The sequence below is a fragment of the Burkholderia sp. Ac-20349 genome, from assembly GCF_017104865.1.
In the GTDB taxonomy this organism is placed as follows: Bacteria; Pseudomonadota; Gammaproteobacteria; order Burkholderiales; family Burkholderiaceae; genus Burkholderia; species Burkholderia aenigmatica.
On the sequence record NZ_JAAGPM010000005.1, the window covers coordinates 117,671 to 138,332 of the forward strand.

The 20,662-nt window shown below is 66.6% G+C and carries 18 protein-coding genes and 1 pseudogene; 4 read left to right on the forward strand and 15 right to left on the reverse strand.

What is annotated here, in order from left to right; genetic code table 11:
- The first annotated feature begins 37 nt into the window (after nt 1-37).
- Nucleotides 38-1,672, forward strand: coding sequence for an AMP-binding protein (locus tag G3N61_RS03615; RefSeq protein WP_089454239.1), 1,635 nt, complete (start codon nt 38-40; stop codon nt 1,670-1,672).
- Entirely contained in the window at nt 1,672-2,832 is a 1,161-nt protein-coding gene (locus G3N61_RS03620; protein ID WP_043185763.1) for an AraC family transcriptional regulator, read from the forward strand. Before G3N61_RS03615 ends, G3N61_RS03620 begins: the two co-directional genes overlap by 1 nt.
- Nucleotides 2,833-2,919: 87 nt before the next feature.
- On the opposite strand, the gene G3N61_RS03625 is transcribed toward G3N61_RS03620, so the two are convergent.
- The 12 genes from G3N61_RS03625 to G3N61_RS03680 all read right to left on the reverse strand — a co-directional run bounded on the left by G3N61_RS03625 (nt 2,920) and on the right by G3N61_RS03680 (nt 17,484).
- The gene (locus tag G3N61_RS03625; protein ID WP_205821583.1) at nt 2,920-3,561 is read right to left on the reverse strand and encodes an ABC-type transport auxiliary lipoprotein family protein; all 642 of its coding nucleotides are present in this window, start codon (nt 3,559-3,561) and stop codon (nt 2,920-2,922) included.
- Nucleotides 3,558-5,228, reverse strand: a complete 1,671-nt coding sequence (locus tag G3N61_RS03630) for an MlaD family protein (RefSeq protein ID WP_205821584.1) — start codon at nt 5,226-5,228, stop codon at nt 3,558-3,560. Before G3N61_RS03630 ends, G3N61_RS03625 begins: the two co-directional genes overlap by 4 nt.
- Nucleotides 5,225-5,914, reverse strand: a complete 690-nt coding sequence (locus G3N61_RS03635; protein WP_241017546.1) for a paraquat-inducible protein A — start codon at nt 5,912-5,914, stop codon at nt 5,225-5,227. The genes G3N61_RS03630 and G3N61_RS03635 overlap by 4 nt, the downstream gene beginning before the upstream one ends.
- Nucleotides 5,869-6,630 carry a paraquat-inducible protein A gene (locus G3N61_RS03640; protein WP_241017547.1) on the reverse strand — a complete coding sequence of 254 codons (762 nt, stop codon included), beginning with the start codon at nt 6,628-6,630 and terminating at the stop codon, nt 5,869-5,871. The genes G3N61_RS03635 and G3N61_RS03640 overlap by 46 nt, the downstream gene beginning before the upstream one ends.
- Before the next feature lie 54 nt (nt 6,631-6,684).
- Entirely contained in the window at nt 6,685-8,259 is a 1,575-nt protein-coding gene (locus G3N61_RS03645; protein ID WP_205821585.1) for a Na+/H+ antiporter, read from the reverse strand.
- Nucleotides 8,260-8,397: 138 nt separating this feature from the next.
- A complete protein-coding gene (locus tag G3N61_RS03650; RefSeq protein WP_205821586.1) occupies nt 8,398-8,913 on the reverse strand; it encodes a DUF3331 domain-containing protein in 516 nt (171 codons plus the stop codon).
- A gap of 165 nt (nt 8,914-9,078) precedes the next feature.
- Complete coding sequence (locus G3N61_RS03655) at nt 9,079-9,285, reverse strand: hypothetical protein (protein ID WP_205821587.1); 207 nt, start codon at nt 9,283-9,285, stop codon at nt 9,079-9,081.
- 50 nt (nt 9,286-9,335) lie between these two features.
- On the reverse strand, nt 9,336-10,025 hold the full coding sequence (locus tag G3N61_RS03660; RefSeq protein ID WP_043185970.1) for a response regulator: 690 nt from the start codon (nt 10,023-10,025) through the stop codon (nt 9,336-9,338).
- A gap of 113 nt (nt 10,026-10,138) precedes the next feature.
- Nucleotides 10,139-11,581 (reverse strand): efflux transporter outer membrane subunit, encoded by a 1,443-nt coding sequence (locus G3N61_RS03665; protein WP_089454247.1) that lies wholly within the window; start codon nt 11,579-11,581, stop codon nt 10,139-10,141.
- A gap of 4 nt (nt 11,582-11,585) precedes the next feature.
- On the reverse strand, nt 11,586-14,729 hold the full coding sequence (locus G3N61_RS03670) for a multidrug efflux RND transporter permease subunit (protein ID WP_089454248.1): 3,144 nt from the start codon (nt 14,727-14,729) through the stop codon (nt 11,586-11,588).
- A 20-nt stretch (nt 14,730-14,749) separates the two neighbouring features.
- Nucleotides 14,750-15,907 carry an efflux RND transporter periplasmic adaptor subunit gene (locus G3N61_RS03675; protein ID WP_043185788.1) on the reverse strand — a complete coding sequence of 386 codons (1,158 nt, stop codon included), beginning with the start codon at nt 15,905-15,907 and terminating at the stop codon, nt 14,750-14,752.
- Nucleotides 15,908-16,344: 437 nt separating this feature from the next.
- Nucleotides 16,345-17,484, reverse strand: a complete 1,140-nt coding sequence (locus G3N61_RS03680; protein WP_089454249.1) for an ATP-binding protein — start codon at nt 17,482-17,484, stop codon at nt 16,345-16,347.
- Between the two features lie 560 nt (nt 17,485-18,044).
- Between G3N61_RS03680 and G3N61_RS40205 the strand changes: the two are divergent.
- Nucleotides 18,045-18,173, forward strand: a pseudogene (locus tag G3N61_RS40205) (STM2901 family protein); the annotation flags it as partial.
- 3 nt (nt 18,174-18,176) lie between these two features.
- Nucleotides 18,177-18,542: a DUF1493 family protein gene (locus tag G3N61_RS03685; protein WP_089454250.1), complete on the forward strand. Its 366-nt coding sequence runs from the start codon at nt 18,177-18,179 to the stop codon at nt 18,540-18,542.
- 247 nt (nt 18,543-18,789) lie between these two features.
- Here the strand turns inward: G3N61_RS03685 and G3N61_RS03690 are convergent, their stop codons facing one another.
- From G3N61_RS03690 to G3N61_RS03700, 3 genes are all read right to left on the reverse strand, one after another.
- Nucleotides 18,790-19,533: a hypothetical protein gene (locus tag G3N61_RS03690; protein WP_205821588.1), complete on the reverse strand. Its 744-nt coding sequence runs from the start codon at nt 19,531-19,533 to the stop codon at nt 18,790-18,792.
- 52 nt (nt 19,534-19,585) lie between these two features.
- Nucleotides 19,586-20,026 carry a hypothetical protein gene (locus tag G3N61_RS03695; protein WP_205821589.1) on the reverse strand — a complete coding sequence of 147 codons (441 nt, stop codon included), beginning with the start codon at nt 20,024-20,026 and terminating at the stop codon, nt 19,586-19,588.
- A gap of 58 nt (nt 20,027-20,084) precedes the next feature.
- On the reverse strand, nt 20,085-20,662 hold a 578-nt coding region (locus tag G3N61_RS03700), incomplete at its 5' end, for a TolC family protein (RefSeq protein WP_205821590.1).

The following is a 20,662-nucleotide window of genomic DNA, read 5'->3' on the forward strand; positions in this document are numbered from 1 at the left end:
CGGCGCGGCCGGCGCGCCGTCCCCCGTGGAGTGAGACATGACGAAGAGACACTGGACCGGGTCGTATGGCTCGATCCCCGCCGAGATCGATCCCGATCGCTTTCCTTCCGTAAGCGCGCTGCTGGACAACGCGATGCGCCGTTTCGCCGATCGCCCGGCGTTCCATTCATATGGCCGCACGCTGACCTATGCCGACGTCGACCGCCTGTCGACCGCGCTGGCCGCTTATCTGCAGCAGATCGTGGGCGTGCGCAAGGGCGATCGCGTCGCCGTGATGCTGCCGAACGTGCTTGCGTTCCCGGTCGCGTTCGTCGCCATCGCGAAGATCGGCGCGATCCAGGTCAACGTGAACCCGCTCTACACGGCGCGCGAGCTCGAGCATCAGCTCAACGACGCGGGTGTCGAGGTCGCCGTGGTGTGCGGCGGGTCGATGGGCACGTTCGCCGAAGTGGTCGGCGGCACGCGCGTGCGCACCGTGCTGAGCGTCGGGCGCGGCGATCTCGGCGTCGTCGATGCGCCGGCCGGTGCATGCGACGCGCTGCCGCCCGGCTCGGTCCCGCTCGCGGACGCCATCGCTGCCGGGGAATCGCTCGCGTGCGAACCGGTTGCGCTGAGCGGCGCGGATCTGCTGCTGCTGCAGTACACGGGCGGCACGACCGGCCTGTCGAAGGGCGCCGCGCTGTCGCACCGCAACCTCGTCGCGAACATCGAGCAGTTCGGCGCGATCGTGCCGGCGGCGCGCGAGCCGGGCGAGGAGGTCGTCGTCACGGCGATCCCGCTGTATCACATCTTCGCGCTGACGGTGAACTTCCTGTCCTACTTCGCGATCGGCGCGCAGAACTGGCTGATCGCGAACCCGCGCGACATGGACGGCTTCATCGACGTGCTGAAGGTCGCGCGGCCGACGGTGTTCGTCGGCGTGAACACGCTGTACGCGGGGCTCGCAGGCCATCCGCGCCTGACGGAAGTCGACTGGTCGCGGCTGAAGCTGTCGGCCGGCGGCGGCGCGGCCGTGATCGACGTGATCTCGTCGCGCTGGAAGGCGGTGACGGGCAATTTCATTCGCGAGGGTTACGGTCTGTCGGAAACGTCGCCGGTCGTGTCGTTCAACCCGCAGTCGATCGACTCGTTCACGGGCACCACGGGCCTGCCGCTGCCGTCGACCGACGTGAAGCTGCTCGACGACCAGGACAACGAGGTGGCGATTGGCGGCGCGGGCGAGATCTGCGTGAAGGGGCCGCAGGTGATGGGTGGCTACTGGCAGAAGCCGGACGCGAATGCGGCCGCGTTCACGGCCGACGGCTATTTCCGCACCGGCGACGTCGGCGTGTTCGACGAAGCCGGCTTCCTGCGGATCGTCGACCGCAAGAAGGACATGATCATCGTGTCGGGCTTCAACGTGTACCCGAACGAGGTAGAGGCCGTGGCGACCGGCGTGCCGGGCGTCGCCGAATGCGCGTGCATCGGCGTGCCGGACGCGCGCACGGGCGAGGCCGTCAAGCTGTTCGTGGTGCTGGCGCAGGATGCGTACGTGACGGAGGAACAACTCGTCGCGCATTGCCGCGCGAGCCTCGCGGCGTACAAGGTGCCGAAGCTCATTCGCTTCGTCGACCGGCTGCCGAAGTCGACCGTCGGCAAGATCCTGCGCCGGGAACTCAGCCGCACCGACTGATGGCGTCGGCGCGCCGCGCAGGGCCCGGCGCGCCGAGGGCCCGGAAGGCTCCGCACGGGCCGCTCAAGTACAATGCGAGCGGTTCGATCGACGGGGACGCGATGACTGGTTCAGATTCACTTTCCGCCCAGCCCGAGCCTGCGCCCGGGCGTGCACTGCCGTCGCCGAGCGCGACGGTGCCGATCTCGCTCGTCAACGGCTTCCTCGCAAGCGCGGGCGTGCAGCGCGACGTGGTCGAGCGCTACCTGCGCGGGGCCGGCATCCCGATCGAACTGCTCGGCGAACCGCATGCGCGCGTGACGGAGGAGCAGTTCTCGACGCTGTACCGCACGCTCGCGATCGACCTCGACGACGAGATGCCCGGCATCTTCTCGCGCCCGCTGCGCGGCGGCACGCTGAAGTACCTGTGCCTGAGCCTGCTCGATGCGCGCAATCTCGAAACCGCGCTGCATCGTTTCGGGCAATTCTTCCATATCCTGCTCGACGATTTCTTCGTCGAATCGAAGCGCGACGGTCTCGTCGCGCAGGCGGTGCTGCGCCCGAACGACGCCATCGGCCCGATCGGCGCGCTCGGCCAGGAACTGATGCTCAAGCTCGTGCACGGCGTGTGCTCCTGGCTGATCGGGCAGAAGATCCCGCTGCTGCAGATCGAGTTCGCGTGCCCGCGGCCGCGCCATGCGGTCGACCACCTGTACTTCTTCACCGGCGCCGTGCAGTTCGACTGCGAGCGCACGCTGATGCGCTTCAGCGCGGATTACCTCGACGCGCCGATCCGGCAGAGCAAGCGCAACCTGCGCAAGTTCCTCGCGCGCGCGCCGGGCGACTGGATCTTCGAATCGTTCAGCGAACAGCTCGTGTGTCATCGCGTGCGGCAGTACCTGTCGGAAGCGTTGCCCGACCTGCCGGTGATCGACCACGCGGCCGAGCACCTGCATTGCTCGGTGCGCACGCTGAGCCGCCACCTGGCCGCCGAAGGGACGACGTTCCAGGTGCTCAAGGACGAACTGCGGCGCGACATCGCGATCCAGCGGCTGACCGACACGCCCGACACGATCGCGGCGATCGGCGCCGACATCGGCTTCGACGATCCGAGCGCGTTCCACCGCGCGTTCCGGCACTGGACGGGGAGCACGCCGGGCACTTACCGGCGGCGCGCGTAACGGGTCGCGTCAAGCTTCAAGGTAGCCGGTTCCCATAACCGGATACCTTCGCGCGCTCCCATGGACGGCTCCCATCGGCCGGAGGGTTTACGAATCGGCGGGACAGGCAGGGCGCCCGCTGCCGAAGCTGCGCACCGTGCTCGCGATGCGGGCGGCGAACTGCTCGATCATCCGTTGCTGCACGCGCACCATGTCGTCATAGCCGCCGGGTGCGGTCTCGTTGAGCCGCGTGCTGCACGACATGCGCGTGCCCGGCGTGTCCTGCTGCACGCCGACGACCCAATCGGCTTCGAACTGCGCCATGCGGCCGGGCCATGCATCGAAGCGGCGCACCTGCGTGCGGATGCTCATGACGGTCTGGTTCGACGGACGCGGCAGGCCGGTGACGTTGCGCGCGCCCAGCTGCTCGACGAGTGCCGACGACAGCGCCGCGCGCAGCTCGTCGCCGAGCGGCGCGACCCAGCGTTCGTTGTCGAGTATCACCGCGGTGCCCGTGCCGCTGCGCACGACCATCTGCTGCTGGTCGAGCTGGGCGGGGATGCCGACCGGCAACACGTTGATCGCCAGCGGCGCGGCGGCGCGCGCGGTGGTCGACGTCGCGGATGTGGATGTGGCCGTGGCCGGTGAGACGAGCGTGTAGTAATGCACCGGGTTCGACGCGCAGGCGGTCAGCGCGATGACGGCACCGGCGCCCAGGGCGATCGTCCTGGCGCGAATCGGGAAGCTCATGGTTGTCGTGGCTCCTGCTGGACAGGCGAGGTTGAAGGGGCGACAGGCGCGATCGGCGCATGATCGGCCCCGGTTCCGCGGAGCAGCGATTCGGGACGGCGGCCCAGCATGTCGGTGAGCGTGCGCAACGATCGCGCAGTACGCTGGACTTCGGTCAGCGTGTTCGCCAGGTTTTCCTGAAGCGGGCCGTCCTCGGCGATACCCTGGCGCAACGCGCCGAACGTCTGGTTCGCCTGGTCGAGTGCGCGCGTCGTCGACGGCAGCAACTGGCCGTTGACCTGCCTGAGCGTCGCGTCCAGGTTCGACAGGCTCGAGTCGACATGCTTGCCGATCGAATCCAGCGGCATCTTGTTGATCTTGTCGACGATGTCGGCGATCTGCTCCGGCAGCTTGTCGAACGTACTCGCCACGGTGGGCAAGGTCAGTGGCGTCGCATTCGCATCGAACGGCACCTTCGGCGCATTTTTCACGAAATCGAACGAAATGTAGAGCTGCTCCGTCAGCAGGTTGCCGGTACGCGCCTGCGCACGGAGCCCATACTCGACCAGGCCCGCGAGAAACTGGGCCGCGCGAGGATTGCCGTTGCCTTCGGTCTTCTGCAGTTTCTCGATGACGGGGCCGAGCCGATACGGATAGACCTTCACCATCACGATCGATTGGAAGCGCCGGGTCGCACGGTCGAAGTCGAGCTGGGTCGATACCACCTTGCCCATGTTGATGCCGGAGAATTCCACCGGCGCCCCGACTGCGAGCCCGCGCAACGGCTGTTCGAAACGGAGTCGAATGAGTTGGGATGGCCCGTCCGGCGCAGCCATCGCGGACGCTTCGTTGTCGGCGAGCGTAAACAGGTTGCCGGCAGGGGCGGCGGTCGCGCTGCTGTCTTCCGGCGTCGCGAACGCGATGCCGCCGCCCACGATCGTCGCGACCGACTGGGTCTTCAGCTTCAGGCCGTTCGCGTCGAGCGACAGATCCATGCCGCTCGCGTTCCAGAAGCGCGTGTCGGTCGTCACCAGGCGATCGTACGGTGCATCGATGAACACCTGCAGGTTCATGTCATGGCTCTGCATGTCGAGCTTGTACGACGCGACGTGGCCCACCATCAGATGGCGGTAGTAGACCGGCGAGCCGATATCGAGCGAGCCGAGATCGGTGGCGCGCAACGCGAAGCTCGTCCCCGGCGTGCCGTTGACGACGGTCGGCGGCGTTTCGAGCCCGGTGTAGGCCTTCCGCGATTGGTCCGAGCGGCCGGTGTCCATGCCGATATACGCGCCGGAGAACAGCGTATCGATGCCCGATACGCCGCTCATGCCGACGCGGGGCCGCACGACCCAGAAGCGCGTGTCGTCGCGAATGAGGTTGCGCGCATTCTTCACGAACGACACCGTCGCGACCACGTGCGAACTGTCGTCGCTCAGCGAAATGGCGGTCACGGTGCCGATCACGACGTCCTTGTACTTGACGGGCGTCTTGCCGGCTTCGAGGCCTTGCGCGGTGTTGAACGTGATCGTGATTTCCGGTCCGACGGACAACCACGCGTGGATCACCATCGACAGGCCGATCAGTGCCGCGAGGAGCGGCACGAGCCAGACGAGCGAAAGTCGCAGGCGGTTGCGGGTCACGGGCGGGTCGTGCGGTTCGAGGCCTTGCGGGCCGGATGCAGGATTCATGCTTCCTCGGCGTCCCAAATGAGGCGTGGGTCAAAGCTCATCGCAGACAGCATCGTGAGAATGACGACCATGCCGAAAAACAAAATGCCGGCGCGTGGCTCGATCTCGGACAGCGGACCGAACTTCACCAGCGCACAGATGATCGCGACGACCAGCACGTCCAGCATCGACCAGTAGCCGACCAGCTCGACCGCGCGATACAGCACGGTCCGCTCGCGCATGGCCGACACGCTGCGCCGGCCCGTCGTGACGAGCAACATGCCAAGCGCGAGGAACTTCGTGCACGGCACGACGACGCTCGCGATGAAGATCACCGACGCAATGCCGTACGAGCCGGCGTTCCAGAACACCACGACGCCGCCGAGGATCGTCGATTCGCTGTGGCTGCCGAGCAGCGTGGTGCGCATCACCGGCAACAGGTTGGCCGGGACGTAGAAGATCAGGCTGGCGATCAGGAACGCCCAGGCGCGTACGAGGCTGTCTGAACGACGCGCGTGCAGCGCAGAGCCGCACCGCGGGCAGCGTTGCGCTTCGGCGGCATGCGGGTGCGCATCGTGCGCGGCGGAGGCGTGCATGCGGCAGACGAGGCCGCAGGCATGGCACCCGACCATGCCCAGCTGACTGGCGCGAACGGGCAGGCTCACGGGCGGCCTTCGGCGGGGTGCACCGGCACGACCCAGTCCCATAGTTGACGCGCATCGTGGCCCGCGATCAGCGGGATCAGCACCATCAGCACGGCCGTGGCCCATAAGCCGGCGCCGGGAATGATCTGCATGATGCTGGACAGCTTGATGATGGCGATGAGAATGCCGAGCAGTCCAACCTCGATCATGCTCCAGGGACGCAATGCGACGAGCAGGCGCATCAGCGGACCGAATGCGGGCGCGCGGTGGCCCGCACGGGCAAAGGCCAGCAACCAGATCAGCGTCGCGATCTGCAGGAACGGCACCACGACGATGGCCAGCGCCGTCGGAATCGCGATCGGCGCGGCGATGCCTTGGGCCAGCGCGAGCGCGGATTGCCACAGCGTGGTCTCGCTATGCAGCCCCTGCACGCTGATCCGCATGATCGGGCAGAGATTGGCGATGGCAAACACCACGCCTGCGGCAATCGCGAGCGCGAGCCACCGGTCGATATCGAGCCAGCTGGATCGATACAACACGGCGGCGCATCGTTCGCAACGCGCGACCTCGTGCGGCGCCAGCGCGCGGCGTCGGTAGACGCTGTCGCAATGCTCGCAAGTGATCAGGGTCGGAAACGTGTCCATGGATTCGTGTGGCTCGCGCATGCGTACTCGATGATTTGCTGCGCAGTGTGCTCGGCGTCGATGGACGCATGGGTGCGGTTTGATGGAGAAACGATGGAGCCGGGCTTGCAGACCGCGGACGTTCTTCGCCAGCATGCTGATAGCGACGCAGTGCTTGAATGCGTTGCGTCCCCGTCGATAGCCATCCCGTCACGCGTTGGCGGAAATGACGCTGAGCTCCTCGAGATCGAGGTCGCGCGTCAGTTCGTGAAGCGTGTGCTCGTCGATGTCGCCGGCGCGGTAGAGGCGCATGAGTTCGGCCCGTCCGGCCGCGACCGATTTCAGCACGGCATCCGAGCGTGCATCGAGGTGGGGCTTGTATTCGTCGGCGTGCCGCGCGTAGCGGGCCATGTCCTCGGCCTTGTGCTTGTGAATGTCCAGGAGCATCGGGTGAACGAGTTCGCCTGCCTCGTTGTATGCCAGTTTTGCCATCAATTCATACCGCACCTTGGCAATCACGGCCTCCGCCTCGCTCATGCTCAGGCGAGGCTTGTCGCTTTCCGGCGCCACGAGCCCCGTCCAGCGGATCACGGCGCCGAGCGTCTGTCCCTGCACCAGCACGGTGGCGAGGATGACGGCAATGGCGGTGACAAGAATGAAATCGCGCCCCGGAAAACTGTCCGGCAGGCTGGCGGCGAGTGCGAGGGTGATCACCCCTCGCATGCCGGCCCAGCTCAATACCGTGGCATCGGCCAGCCCGAGCGGATGGAAGCGGGTCACGCGAAGCTTCCGTAACAGGATGAGCACGCTGTCCGACACATACACCCACGCAAACCGCGCGAGGATGACGGAAAGAACGACGATCAGCACCGGTACGCCCATCTCCGCGAGCATCGTGTCGAGCCCGTCGCCGCGCTGGATCAACTCATGCAGCGAGGATCCGATGATCAGGAACACGAAGGCCTCGAGAATGAAGATCGTGACCGTCCAGAAGCCCGTGCCGTACAGGCGCGCCGACGCGCTGAGCACGCGATGCTGGAACCAGGCACAGATGAGGCCCGTCGTTACGGTGGCGATCACCCCCGAGACGTGGAAGCGTTCGGCCAGAAGATAGGAGCCCCACGCACATAGCGGGCCGGCGACGATGACCAGGCTATCTTCGTCGAAATGGCGTGCCAGGATCACCCAGGCGCCACCAATCACGGCGCCGATCAGCACGCCACCCACTGCCAGTAGCGCGAAGCTGCCAAGGGCTTCGGCCGGACTGAACAGGCCCGTCACGCCCGCCGCCACCGCAAAGCGAAACAGCACGAGGCCCGTCGCATCGTTGAACAGGCTTTCCCCCTCCAGGAGGATCAGGAGGCGGCGCGGCAGCTTCACTTGCTGCAGCGCGGCGCGGGCCGACACCGCATCCGGCGGCGCGACCAGTGCGCCCAAGGCCGCGCACGCTGCCCAGGGCAAGGCGGGCACCAGCCAGTGGGTGACGAGCGCCACGACGACGGTGGTGAAGAGCACCGCACCAATCGCCAGCGCCCCGACGCCCAGCATGTGCCGGCGCAGATGGTCGAGTGAAATGCCAAGGGCGCTGTCCATCAGCAACGGTGGCAGAAAAATCACCAGCACCAGTTCTGGATCGACATGCACCTCGGGCAGGCCGGGCAGAAAGGCGATCAGACCGCCACCGATGATCAGTGCGACGGCGGGGGGAAGCCCGAGCCGATGCCCGACATAGTGCAAGACAAGGATCGCCAGTAGCAGCGCGATCATCAATTCGAAAGTAGCCATGGTGATGGTTTCGTTGTCAGAGCTTCGAAGGTGAACTGCCCATGAACGCTTCAGCCGGACGGAAGGCGCAATGAGGGGCCAGGATTCCAGGAGCCAGGCCGCTTCAGCGTCCGGCCGGGCGTTTGAAGGGAGCCACTTCTATTTCGTGATCTGAGAGAAATCAATGCAGGAGATGTGAATCGCGAGAATCATCGCGGACCAGTTCGTCGGTCGGCCGTTTCGCACACTCGGCCGAAAAATCTCGTCGCCCGGAATAATGGGCATTCCACTCATCGCGCATACCCCTGACCGTCGGGCATATCCTTTATGCCAATTTTGATAGCCATAATGTCCGCCCGTTGAATCCCGCCACGAAAGCACCACCGTGCTGGACGTCGGTTGATCAAGAATATCGATCGTTGCGCTGTACCTCGATCGATCGGCCGAAGTCATTTTTCTGCGTGAATCGACCGCGTAATCATTGCGCTGCCGGTGGATTCGCGCGCCGTCGCTGCATGTGTCGATGAGTGAATGCATCATGTGGCGCCAGCGTTTCTCCGGTTCGATTTCGTCGATCGAAATCAACTTTACGCAGCCAGTCGATGAATCATCGCTTCTTTCCAGTTCACGAGAATCGCCATCGATTGACGACGAGACATTTTCCTGATTTCTCATTTCTCACCTCACTGCGCGCATGCAGTTGATCAGATCTCTGGAAAAGAAGTTTTTCCGATAATTGAATCGAAAATCCAGTTTTTATCTTGATTCAAGAAACAGCCCGATTCAGAAACGGATGAATCGAAGCGTGGCCGCAGGCGCGCAATGCGCGTCGGCCTGTTGCTACAAGCCCGTCCGGCGCGTCAGCCTGACGAGGTCGACGACCGTTGCGGCCAGCGCGGCCAGCAGTACGGCGCCGAGCATCAGATAGCTCGGCGTCTCGTGGATCACAACCGCGATCGGGTTGCCGGTCGCTGGAGGTGAAACGACCAGGATGAGGCCGTAGACGACGAACCATCCGGTCGCGATCGTCAGCACGACAGCGACCATGAGGAGTCCGACGATCCGCGCCACGTGCCGCCGTGATCGATGACGCGCATTCACTGGGTGCTGCGCAGCCGGTAGCCGACGCCGCGCATCACCTCCGGCATCCCGGATGCGCCGGCGCATTCGAGCTTCTTGCGCAGCCGGCTGATATGACTGTCGACGGTACGCTCCAGCGCATCGATGTCGGCGAGGCAGGCGTCGATCAGTTCGCTGCGCGTGAACACGCGGTTCGGCGAGCCGGCCAGGTGGGCGAGCAGCCGGAATTCGGTCAGCGTCAGCGCGACGCTGGTTTCCCCGGCGCCCGTTCGGACCGTGGTCAGATAGCTTTGCGTGTCGATTTCGAGGTTGCCGACCTTGATGAAGCGTCCGGACGCGGCCGTTTCGACGCGACGCAGGATCGCCCGGATGCGCGCGACCACCTCGGCCGGATTGAACGGCTTCGTGATGTAGTCGTCCGCGCCGAAACGCAGCCCCTGCAGACGATCGATTTCGCGGTCGAGCGCCGTGATGATGACGATCGGCGTGTCGACCCGGCGACGCAGTTCGACCAGGACTTCCCAGCCGTCCTTCTGCGGCATCCTGACGTCGAGCAGGATCAGGTCGGGCTTCAGCACGGGCTGCACGTCGAGCACGGCCTGGCCGTGACCGACGCGGTAGGTGCGAAAGCCGTCGTGAGCGAGGTAGGCGTCGAGTATTTCGGCGATCTCCGGATCGTCTTCGGCAATGAGTATCAGAGGGTTCATCGGGTTCACTGGAAGTGAGCGTGACCGGTAGGCGGGCCGGCGGCGCGGCACGTGCGCCGCCGGACTTCACCGTGCTTTCAGTCGTCGCGAACGGATCGGCGACGGCCCATTGCTCAGTTGTTTGCCACGTTGTTGGCGGGGGGCACGTCGGTGTCGGTCAGGCCGCCACCGAGCGCCTTGTAGAGCGCGACCGCGTTGCCCAGTTCGGCGTTGCGCAGGTCCAGCAAGGCCTGGCGCGCGGCGTACAGCTGTCGCTGCGAGTCGAGCAGTTCCAGCCGATCCTCGATGCCGGCGCGATAGCGCAGGTTCACGAGATCGGTACGGCGCTCGGCGCTCTTGACGACCTTCGTCTGCGCGTCGATCTGGCGGCTGAAGGTCTCGCGCCCGGCGAGGCCGTCGGCCACTTCGCGGAACGCGGTCTGGATCGAGCGTTCATACTCGACGACCGCGCTGGACTTGCGCACTTCCGCGAGATTCAGCTCGGAACGCAGCCGGCCGCCCTGGAAGATCGGCAACGTGACCTGTGGCGCGAAGCTCCACACGCGCTGGCCACCGTCGAACAGGCTGCCCAGCCCCGGGCTGAGGAAGCCGATCGACGAGGTCAGCGACAGGCGCGGGAAGAACGCCGCGCGCGCCGCGCCGATATCGGCATTCGCGGCGACGAGATTCTGCTCGGCCTGCTGGATGTCCGGCCGGCGGTACAGCAATTCCGACGGCAAGCCGGCCGGCAGTTTCGTCATCACCGGCTGGCGTTCCAGCGACAGCGGGTCGGGCAGGTTCTTCGGCAGATCGGTGCCGACCAGCAGCCGCAGCGCGTTGTTCGCCTGCTCGACGGCGCGCGAACGCGCTTCGAGATCGGCGCTGGCGCTCGCGACCTGGCCTTCGGCCTGCGCGATGTCCACGCCGCTGGCCTGATCCGCGAGCTTGAGCCGGCGCGCGAGATCGAGCGACTGGCGCCAGTCGTTCAGCGTGCGCTCGGACAGCGCGCGCTGTTCCTGCGCAAGGCGCTCGGCGAAATACGCGTTGGCCACGGAGCCGACGAGCGCGATCTGCACCGCGCGGCGACCGTGGTCGGTCGCGAGGTAGCGTGCGAACGCCGCATCGGACAGCGACTTCACGCGGCCGAACAGGTCGATCTCGAACGCGCTGAGGCCGACGTTCACGCCGTACTGGTTCTGCGTGTTTTCGAGCAGCGGCGGGTTCGATTGCGAGTCGGCGGCCGTGCGCTGGCGCGTGAAGCTTGCGCCGGCGCCGATCGACGGCAGGCGCGCGGAACGCTGGATGCCGTACTGCGCTTCGGCGGCCTGGACGTTCAGCGCGGCCAGGCGCAGGTCGCGGTTGTTCTCGAGCGCGAGCTCGATCAGGCGCTGCAGGCGACGGTCGCCGAACATCGTGCGCCAGCCGAGATCGGCCGCGTTCGCGTGCTGGTCGGCCGCGGCAGCGGTCGTATAGGCGGTGGGCACCGGCATCTCGGGCTTGACCAGCTTCGGCGCCATCGAGCACGCCGACAGCGCGAGCGCGGCGGAAACCGCAGCGGAAAGAATGAGTGATCGCATGGCATCAACCTTCATGTTCGTGGGTCACGGTGGCGGGCTTCTTGCCGGATGCGCGCCATGCCGAGATGCGTTCCTGGATGCTCATCACGAACACGTAGAAAACCGGAACGAAGAAAATGGCCAGCACGGTGGCGGTCACCATGCCGCCGAACACGCCGGTACCGATCGCGTGCTGCGTTTCGGCGCTCGCGCCGGTCGCGATCATCAGCGGCACCACGCCGAGGCCGAACGCGAGCGAGGTCATCAGGATCGGGCGCAGACGCAGCTTGGATGCCTGCACGGCCGACTCGATCAGCCCCATGCCTTCCTCGCGCAACTGCTTCGCGACCTCCACGATCAGGATCGCGTTCTTCGCCGACAGGCCGATCACGGTAATCATCCCGACCTTGAAGAACACGTCGTTCGGCATCCCGCGCAACATCACCGCGCCGAGTGCGCCGATCAGGCCGAGCGGCACCACCAGCATCACCGACAGCGGAATCGCCCAGCTCTCGTAGAGCGCCGCGAGCACCAGGAACACGACGACCATCGACAGCGCCATCAGCATCGGCGCCTGCGAAGCCGACTCACGCTCCTGCAGCGACTGGCCGGTCCACGCCACCGTGAAGCCCGGCGGCAACTGCGCAGCCAGACGCTCCATCTCGACCATTGCCGCGCCGCTGGAGTAGCCGGGGGCCGAGCCGCCGGAGATACGCGCGGACGGATAACCCTGGAAGCGCACCAGCTGGAGCGGGGTTTCCGACCAGACCGGACGCACCACTTCGGACAGCGGCACCATGCCGCCGGTCGCGTTGCGCACGTAGAGCTTCATCACGTTGTCGATCTGCATGCGTGCCGGCGCATCGGCCTGGATGATCACCTGCTGCATGCGGCCCGCGTTCGGGAAGTCGTTCACGTAGGTCGACCCCATCGCGGCCGACAGCGTGTCGCTGATGGTCGTGAACGACACGCCGAGCGCTTCGGCCTTCTCGCGGTCGATGTCCAGCTTCACGCTCGTGCCGGCCGGCAGGCTGTCCGGATAGACGCCGGTCACCACCTTGCTTTGCGCAGCCAGTTCGAGCAGCTTGGCTTCAGCCGCCTTGAGTGCTGCGTTGCCCTGGTTCGCGCGATCCTGCAGGCGCATCGTGAAGCCCGAGCTGGTACCCAGCCCGTCGATCGCCGGCGGCAACAGGCTCATGACCGTGCCTTCCGTCACGCCGCCCATCGCGGCTTGCGCGCGCATCGCCTCGTCCATCGCGGATGCACCTTCGCGCTTGTCCCAGTCCTTGAGCACCGCGTAGTTCAGTGCGGCGTTGGAGCCGAGCCCGGAGAAGCCGTAGCCGATGATGGAGATGCTCGACTCGATGCCCGGACGCGATGCGAGATGCTTCTCGAGGGTCTTGACGACGTCGCCCGTGCGCTCGACGGTCGAATCCGACGGGAGCAGGAAGCCGGTCATGAAGTAGCCCTGGTCTTCCTCGGGCAGGAACGACGACGGCAGCATGCGGAAGCCGAACACCAGCGCGGTGGAAATCGCGACGAACAGCAGCATCACGCGGCCCGTGCGGCCGACCAGCTTGCCGACGCGCGTTTCATACCAGTTCGTCATGCGATCGAAGCGGCGGTTGAACCAGCCGAAGAAGCCGCGCTTCTCGTGGTGGCCATGCTCGACCGGCTTGAGCATCGTCGCGCACAGGGCCGGCGTCAGCGTCAGCGCGAGCAGGGCCGAGAACATGATCGACACGGCCATCGACATCGTGAACTGCTGATAGATCACGCCGACCGAACCGCTCGACATCGCCATCGGCAGGAACACGGCCGTCAGCACCAGCGTGATGCCGATGATTGCACCGGTGATTTCCTTCATGGCCTTGATCGTCGCGTCCTTCGGCGACAGGCCTTCTTCCACCATCAGGCGTTCGACGTTCTCCACGACGACGATCGCATCGTCGACGATGATGCCGATCGCGAGCACCATGCCGAACATCGTCAGCACGTTGATCGAGAAGCCTGTCATCAGCATGACCGTGAAGGTGCCGAGCATCGCCACCGGCGCGACGATCGCCGGGATCAGCGTGTAGCGCACGTTCTGCAGGAACAGGTACATCACCAGGAACACGAGCACCATCGCTTCGATCAGCGTGTGAATCACCTTCTCGATCGAGATCTTCACGAACGGCGCGGTGTCGAACGGGATCGAGTAGCTCATGCCGGCCGGCATCGTCTTGGCGATCATGTTCATTTGCTCGCGCACGGCGTCGGCGGTCTTCACCGCATTGGCGCCCGGTGCCAGTTGCACGCCGGCGAAGGTCGCGGGTTTGCCGTTCTCGCTGTTGACGAAGGTGAACGACTGCGGGCCGAGTTCGACCCGCGCGACATCGCCGAGCACGACCTTCGAGCCGTTCGCGTTCGCGCGCAGCACGATCTTGGCAAACTGCTCCGGTGACGTGAGCTGGCCTTGCGCGGTGAGCGGTACCGTCACGCGCTGGCCCGGCAGGGCGGGCGCCGCACCGAGGCTGCCCGGGGCGATCTGTACGTTCTGCTGGCTGACGGCCGTCGTCAGGTCGTTCATCGACAGGCCGTAGGTGATCAGCTTCTGCGGATCGACCCAGATGCGCATCGCCTGTTCGGAACCGAACAGTTGCACCTTGCCGACGCCTTCGACGCGTCGCAGGTCCTCGACGACGTTGCGCGCCATGTAGTCGGCCAGCGCGTTTTCGTCATAGCGGCCGCTGTCCGACTTGAGGCCGACGAACAACAGGAAGCCCGTGGCGGCAGACTCGACGATCACGCCGTTTTGACGCACGACGGGCGGCAGGCGCGGCTCGACCGACTTGAGCTTGTTCTGCACTTCGACCTGCGCCATCGCCGAATCGGTGCCGGGCTTGAAGGTCGCGGTGATCTTCGCCTGACCGGACGTATCCGACGCCGATTCGAAGTACAGCAGGTTCCGCACACCGGACAGCTCGCGCTCGATGAGGCTCAGCACGCTGTCGGTCATCGTCTGCGGCGTGGCGCCCGGGTAGGTGGCGGTAATGGTGACGGTCGGCGGTGCGACCGACGGATAGCGCGCAACCGGCAGTTCGGGGATGGCGATCAGGCCCAGCAGAATGATGAAGAGGGCGATCACCCACGCGAAGACCGGGCGCCGGATGAAGAATTGGGACATGACTGGATGCTCCCCGTGACTCAGTGCGACGAAGCGGTCTTGACCGCTTCAGGCGCCTTCCATGCGGTCGCCGTCACGGTCGCGCCGTCGCTCAGGCGCTCCATGCCTTCGACGACGACCTTCTGGCCCGCCTGCAGACCCGACTTGATGCGATAGCTGCGGTTCGTCAGCTCGCCCACTTCGATGGCCTTCAGGTGCGCCTGGCTCTTCGCGTCGAGCACCCAGACCTGCGGCTTGCCGCCCGCGCGGACGATTGCCTGTTGCGGCACGGTCAGCGCGTTCTCGAAGTGCCCGCGCGGGATACGGGCGCGCACGTACATGCCCGGCAGCAGCTCGCGCTTCGGGTTGTCGACCAGCACGCGCAGCAGCACGTCGCCGGTGCCCGGATCGACGTTGACGCCCGAAAACAGCATGCGGCCCTTCACGTCGTAGCGCGAGTCGTCGTCGCGCAGCACGTCGACCGGCAGCCCGTTGCCCGCGGTGTCCGGCTGGGCAGCGAGTGCGCCGCGCAGCGATTCGAGCGACGCGGCCGGCTGGCGCACGTCCACGTAGACCTGGTCGATCTGCTGGATGCGTGCCATCGGCTGGCTGTCGCTGCTCGCGACCAGCGCGCCCTCGGTCACGAGGGCCTGGTCGATGCGGCCGGTGATCGGTGCCTCGACGGTCGCGAACTTCAGGTCGAGCTGGCGGCGTGCGAGCGTCGCGCGAGCCTGCGCGACGTCGGCGGCGGCCTGGTCGCGTTGCGACACCGAGTCGTCATAGACCTGACGGCTGATCGCGTCGGCCTCGACCAGCGGCTTGAGCCGGGTGGTCTGCACCTTGGCGCGTGCGAGTGCAGCTTCCGCGCGCTGCAGGGCCGCCGCGGCCGTGTCCATGTCGGCCTTGAACGGCGCCGGGTTGATCTGGAACAGCGGCTGGCCGGCACGTACTTCCGTGCCCTGCTCGAACAGCCGTCGCTGCACGATGCCGCTGACCTGCGGCCGGATCTCGGCGATCCGCACCGCCGCGACGCGGCCCGGCAGGTCTTCGGTCAGGTCGAGGGGCGCGCCGGCCAGCGTCATCGCGGCGACCGGGGTGGCCGGTGCGGCGGCCTGCTGTTCGGAGGGCCCGCAGCCCGCCAGCATCGCCGCCACCAGCGCGCACACGGCGCCGTAGCAGGCTCGTTTCTGATTTTTCATGTGGACTCCATGGGACGCAGGCACCCAGTGGCCCGCATTTTCGGATCGAAGTGTGCGTGCGCCCGATGGAGTTTTTTGTGCGGAAAGATGGAGGTTTGATGGAGGGGGCGAAAGAATCGCGGCAGGGCGATCCGGAGGCGGGCGAAGCCTGAAGATGGCGGGCTCCGGGGCGATGTGGCCGGTGTCCGGACGCGGGATGCGCGGCGACGGAATGTCGGAACGCCGCAATCATCTGATGAAATGGCGGTGGCTGTGCAAGCCATCGGCATCGCCGGCCTTGCATTCCGGGTGCCGTTATCGCAAGGATCGCTTCGGCGTAGACGGCGGGCGCGTGGATCGGGGCACGCACACTTCCCGTTCAGTGGCGGCGGGCGTGTGCGCGACGATGCGGGGCGGCTGGCCGGCGCACCGGGCGCGTCGGCCGCTTGCCGGGCGGTTCAGCGCGGATCGGTATCGACGGTGCGTGACGGGGCGGGCGCCACGTCCTTCCGGTTCGGTGTCGCGATGCGCGGCGAGGCGGGGCTGTCGGGCCAGCGCAACTGGAACACGGTACCGCCGCCCGTTGTCGGGCGGCACGATGCCTCTCCGTCGTGAGCCTGCGCAATGGCCGCGACCACGGCCAGCCCCAGGCCGCTGCCGCCTTTCTGGTTGGAATGCGTATCGTCCACGCGCCGGAATGCATCGAAGATGCGGGCTGCGCAATCGGTGGGGATGCCCGGCCCCTCGTCTTCGACCTGCAAATGACACGCGCCGTTTTCGACGCGCGTGCGAATGCGTATCGCACCGGGTACCGCATAGCGCCGCGCATTCTCCAGCAGCGCGAGCAGCGCCTGGCGCATCCGGAACGGGTCGCAATGGACGGGGCGCGTATCGAGATCGAGCACCATGTGCTGACCGGCAGCGGCCAGCGAATCCTCGAACATCTCGACGACCGCCTTGACGTGCGCCGCCAGATCGGTCGCCTGGATGCTGACGCTCAGATGCCCGCTTTCCGCGAGGCTGATCACCCGGAGATCCTCGATCAGGCGTGTCAGCCCTTCCGCCTGGATCAACAGGCTTCGGAACAGCGCCTCGCCCGGCTGGAAGACGCCTTCCGCCAGCCCCTGCAACCGTCCGCGCAGGACCGTAACCGGCGTACGCAGCTCGTGCGCGATCGCGGCATTCCAGAACGCCTGTTCGTCCGTCATGCGCTGCAGCTGGGCCGCGAGCGCATTGAAGTCGTCCGCGATCAGCGCGGCTTCGCGAATCGATCGATCGCCGGCGACGGCGCGCGCGGTCAGGTCGCCCTTGGCGACGCGGCGAATGCTGTCCGCGACGGAGTTGAGCGGCACCAGGATCCGATGCGCGAGCCGGGCCGACACGATAATCGCGATGATCAGGCCGATCAGGAGCGTGGCGCTCAGCCATACCCACTCGGTGTTCGACGGAAACCAGCTCGACTGGTAACACACCTCGCTCCAGTTCCGGAGCATCACGTAGTAGAACCCATAGACCATCAGCACGACGACCAGCATGATGCCGAGCGCCAGCTCCGCCATCGACACCGCAATCTTGCGGCCCAGCCCTCCGAGCTTCATTTCGTGCTCCCAAGCGTGGCGTTGCGTCGATTCGCGAAGGGAATTCGGCCTGGCTTGATCGGCGTGGCCTTGAGCGCGACGTGTAGCCGGGGCCGGTAAGGGGTGTTCCGATCGGGGGCGGCCGGGAAGGGTGTGTCGGGCCGGACGATCCCCGCGGGGGCGCGTGGCTGGACGATTCTCGACGCCGCGGCTGCCGATGACGCGTGGCCGATAGGGGGACGTGCGGCGGGCCTCGGCGCATTGCGGTGCTCGACGGCAGCTGTGCCGGAGGCACCACGTCGTCGCTGGAGGTCCATAATGGCCGGGCTTGTATCAACGGGATCGCGCCCGACCGACAGAGACTGCGGCCGAACAGCTCGACTTGCACGGGGCGGGGTGGATTCTTGAGTCATGATGTCCGCTTTGGATCCTGCCAGTCACTCCATCGAGTCCCCATGGTATCGCACGAAATGCGCTGCCCGATGACACGATGGTTCGGTGTGCATCAGAAGGTGTGCGACAGTGGGGGCGTCGTGCGGGGCACGGATCGATAGCGGCGCGTATGCGATGCTCGCCGTCGCGGTGCGTGGGTCGGCCGGGCGACCCCTGTCGTGGGCGAGGTGTGCCTGGCTCGCGACGCCTTCCGGGTCATGCGTAACACCGCGTCGACCTACAACCGAATTGGAAAGCCCGAAGACCGGGTGCGCTGAACCATGAACGACGATATCTGGGAACGCCTGGAAGCCTTCACACGCGAGGAACTCGGTCGGCCGCTACTCGGTGGCAAACTGAACCTGCGGCCAGCGTCCCGGCTCGAGCAGGATCTTGGCGTCACGGGCCTCGACGCCGTGGCGTTCATCGACAAGTGGGCGGAGACATTCGGCGTCGAGGCCCAAGGGTTCCCGTACCGGCGCTATGTCGGCCCCGAAGGCCAGGAATTGGTGTCGTCGTTCGTCGGGCTGTTCGTGCAGCGCCTCCGTCGCCCGGAGCGGCGGCCGCTGACCCTGGGGATGCTGGCCGAGGCAACGCGACGCGGGAAGTGGGACACGGACGCGATCGAAACCGCTACGGGGCAGTGATCGTATTTGGCGGGGCCGGTCGATACATCGACGGGCCCTTTTCACTGGCGGACATATGACGACGCCATGCCGGTTTTTTTCCACCTTTCTGTTTGTCGCGCGTGGCTTCAGCCGCGCCGCCGCCTGGCGTTGAAATCTCCCGCTCCCATAACAGGCAACCTTCACGCGCTCCCATGAACGGCTCCCATCGGCGATGCCGACGGCGGTCATAGCGCAAGCACGCGACGCGAAGGGTTTCGGCGCCGGCCTATCCGGCTTCGACGATGAGTGCCGCCCCGCGCACCTTCTCCGCCCGCAGGTGCCGATCGCGATCGGCCAGCCAGTCATTCCGCTCGCCGCGCCAGCCGACCGCGTGAATCCGATCCATCTGGCGCGCGGCAACGGTTGCCGCACAAGCCAGGCCGGAGAGCGGGAGATCGAGCAGGCGCCAGTTGCCCGCATGCGGCGTATCGACTTCGCGGAACGACCCCGCGAGCGGCGCCAGCGATGCGAGCGTGGCGCCGTGTCCGCGCCCGCACGCATTCGAGAGGCTGTCCAGCCGAAGCTGGTCGCGCGATACCGGATCGGCGAGCGTGCTGGTCTGCGCGATGCCCAGTCCGATCGGGCCACGCGCGATCGCGATGACGATCCAGATCCCGGCATGGCCGACCACGACATCGAGCCCGTCCAGCCGGTCGCAGCCCGCGATCGCGATATGGTCGGCATCGCGGTCGATCAGCGTCAGTTCGTCGGCCGCGCGGCCGGCCAGCGTCCCCAGGATCGCGCGCAGCGCCGATCGGCCGATTGCAAAGCGGCGGGCATGCGCGCGATTGGGATGCGTCCTGACCCGCCGCAGTTCCGTCTTCGACAGGCTGAGATGCCCTTGCTCGCTGGTGACGAGCTGCCATTCGCCGCGCAGCCGCCACAACAGGACCTCGCCTGCATCGGGGGGCCGCGACGGACATGACGCAAGCGTGTGCGAGCCCGCGATCGTCAGGGCGGGATAGCGCATGCCGGCCCTCGTGCCGGTGGCGAATGCAGCGCGGCGTAGCGCACCGGCCGCGTCATGCCTGTTGTCCGGCCTGCCATGCGTCATTCCTCGAATGCTGCCGCGTGAGCCGCGCGGCGAGCGACAGGGCCTGTTCGAACGACGCCACCGCATGATGCGGAATCCCGAATGCCTTGACGGCGGTTTCGCCCTGCGCGGCCACCTCGGCGCGCCGGTCGGGATCGGGTTCGACGCTGACGAGCGCCTTGCAGACGGCGCCCAGCGCGTCCTTGTTCTGCTTGAGCCAGACCGCACGATGCTTGCGGTCGTCGTGGCTCTCGTCGGTATCGAGCTCGATGTAGACGATGACGAATGGCTCGCCGTGGCGCATCAGCGCGTCGATCTCGCGTTCCCAGTCGGGCGCGTAGCCCGGTGTCGCGTGTTCGGCGCAAAACACGCAGACCGGAAAGAGATGGATGTCGTGCAGCGTGAAATCATTCGGATCGAGAGCGGGCATCGAGGGTTCTCCGGAGGATGAGCGACGCCGAAGCGTCGGGGCGATCGTGCGGCGGTGTTCAGGGTGCGTTCGCTGGCGTTGCGCGGGCCTGCGCGACCGGCGGCGCGTCGCGCCAGCCGACGCCGAGCGACTTGTAGAGCGCGATCGCGCCTTGCACCTGCGCGAGCCGGCTGAGCGCGAGCGCATCGCGTGCGCGGTAGGTTGCGCGCTGCGCGGTGAGCACCGACAGGTATTCGCCGAGACCGTTGCGGTACAGCCGCGTCGCACGCGATTGCGCATCCTGGCTGCTGTCGACGGCTGCCGCGAGCATCGCCTGCCGGTCGCGTGCGGCGCCGATCGCCACCAGCGCGTCCTCCACGTCGCGAAACGCGCTGCGGATGCGCTGCTCGTAGGCCAGCCGTGCGGCCTCGGCGGCCGCGCGCGCGGTGTCGACGCCGGCTTTCGCGCGGCCGCCGTCGTACAGCGTCTGCGTACCGTCGAGTGCGACCGACCAGGCGACGCTCGCACCCGTGAACAGGTCCTGCACGAGGCTCGCCGTCGTGCCGAGGCTCAGCGGAATCGCGAAATGCGGAAACTGCTCGGCGCGCGCGACGCCGATCTGCGCGGTCGCCGCGGCAAGCCGCCGTTCGGCGGCGC

Bases quoted from the DNA above. Each gene is read 5' to 3' on its own strand.
- G3N61_RS03620 (WP_043185763.1), top strand. From the start codon at position 1,672: ATGGCGTCGGCGCGCCGCGCAGGGCCCGGCGCGCCGAGGGCCCGGAAG.
- G3N61_RS03645 (WP_205821585.1), bottom strand. From the start codon at position 8,259: ATGGCTACTTTCGAATTGATGATCGCGCTGCTACTGGCGATCCTTGTC.
- G3N61_RS03650 (WP_205821586.1), bottom strand. From the start codon at position 8,913: ATGAGAAATCAGGAAAATGTCTCGTCGTCAATCGATGGCGATTCTCGT.
- G3N61_RS03670 (WP_089454248.1), bottom strand. From the start codon at position 14,729: ATGTCCCAATTCTTCATCCGGCGCCCGGTCTTCGCGTGGGTGATCGCC.
- G3N61_RS03615 (WP_089454239.1), top strand. From the start codon at position 38: ATGACGAAGAGACACTGGACCGGGTCGTATGGCTCGATCCCCGCCGAG.
- G3N61_RS03695 (WP_205821589.1), bottom strand. From the start codon at position 20,026: ATGCCCGCTCTCGATCCGAATGATTTCACGCTGCACGACATCCATCTC.
- G3N61_RS03690 (WP_205821588.1), bottom strand. From the start codon at position 19,533: ATGCGCTATCCCGCCCTGACGATCGCGGGCTCGCACACGCTTGCGTCA.
- G3N61_RS03665 (WP_089454247.1), bottom strand. From the start codon at position 11,581: ATGCGATCACTCATTCTTTCCGCTGCGGTTTCCGCCGCGCTCGCGCTG.
- G3N61_RS03655 (WP_205821587.1), bottom strand. From the start codon at position 9,285: ATGGTCGCTGTCGTGCTGACGATCGCGACCGGATGGTTCGTCGTCTAC.
- G3N61_RS03685 (WP_089454250.1), top strand. From the start codon at position 18,177: ATGAACGACGATATCTGGGAACGCCTGGAAGCCTTCACACGCGAGGAA.
- G3N61_RS03640 (WP_241017547.1), bottom strand. From the start codon at position 6,630: ATGCTGGCGAAGAACGTCCGCGGTCTGCAAGCCCGGCTCCATCGTTTC.
- G3N61_RS03630 (WP_205821584.1), bottom strand. From the start codon at position 5,228: ATGAATCCTGCATCCGGCCCGCAAGGCCTCGAACCGCACGACCCGCCC.
- G3N61_RS03625 (WP_205821583.1), bottom strand. From the start codon at position 3,561: ATGAGCTTCCCGATTCGCGCCAGGACGATCGCCCTGGGCGCCGGTGCC.
- G3N61_RS03660 (WP_043185970.1), bottom strand. From the start codon at position 10,025: ATGAACCCTCTGATACTCATTGCCGAAGACGATCCGGAGATCGCCGAA.
- G3N61_RS03635 (WP_241017546.1), bottom strand. From the start codon at position 5,914: ATGGGACTGGGTCGTGCCGGTGCACCCCGCCGAAGGCCGCCCGTGAGC.
- G3N61_RS03675 (WP_043185788.1), bottom strand. From the start codon at position 15,907: ATGAAAAATCAGAAACGAGCCTGCTACGGCGCCGTGTGCGCGCTGGTG.
- G3N61_RS03680 (WP_089454249.1), bottom strand. From the start codon at position 17,484: ATGAAGCTCGGAGGGCTGGGCCGCAAGATTGCGGTGTCGATGGCGGAG.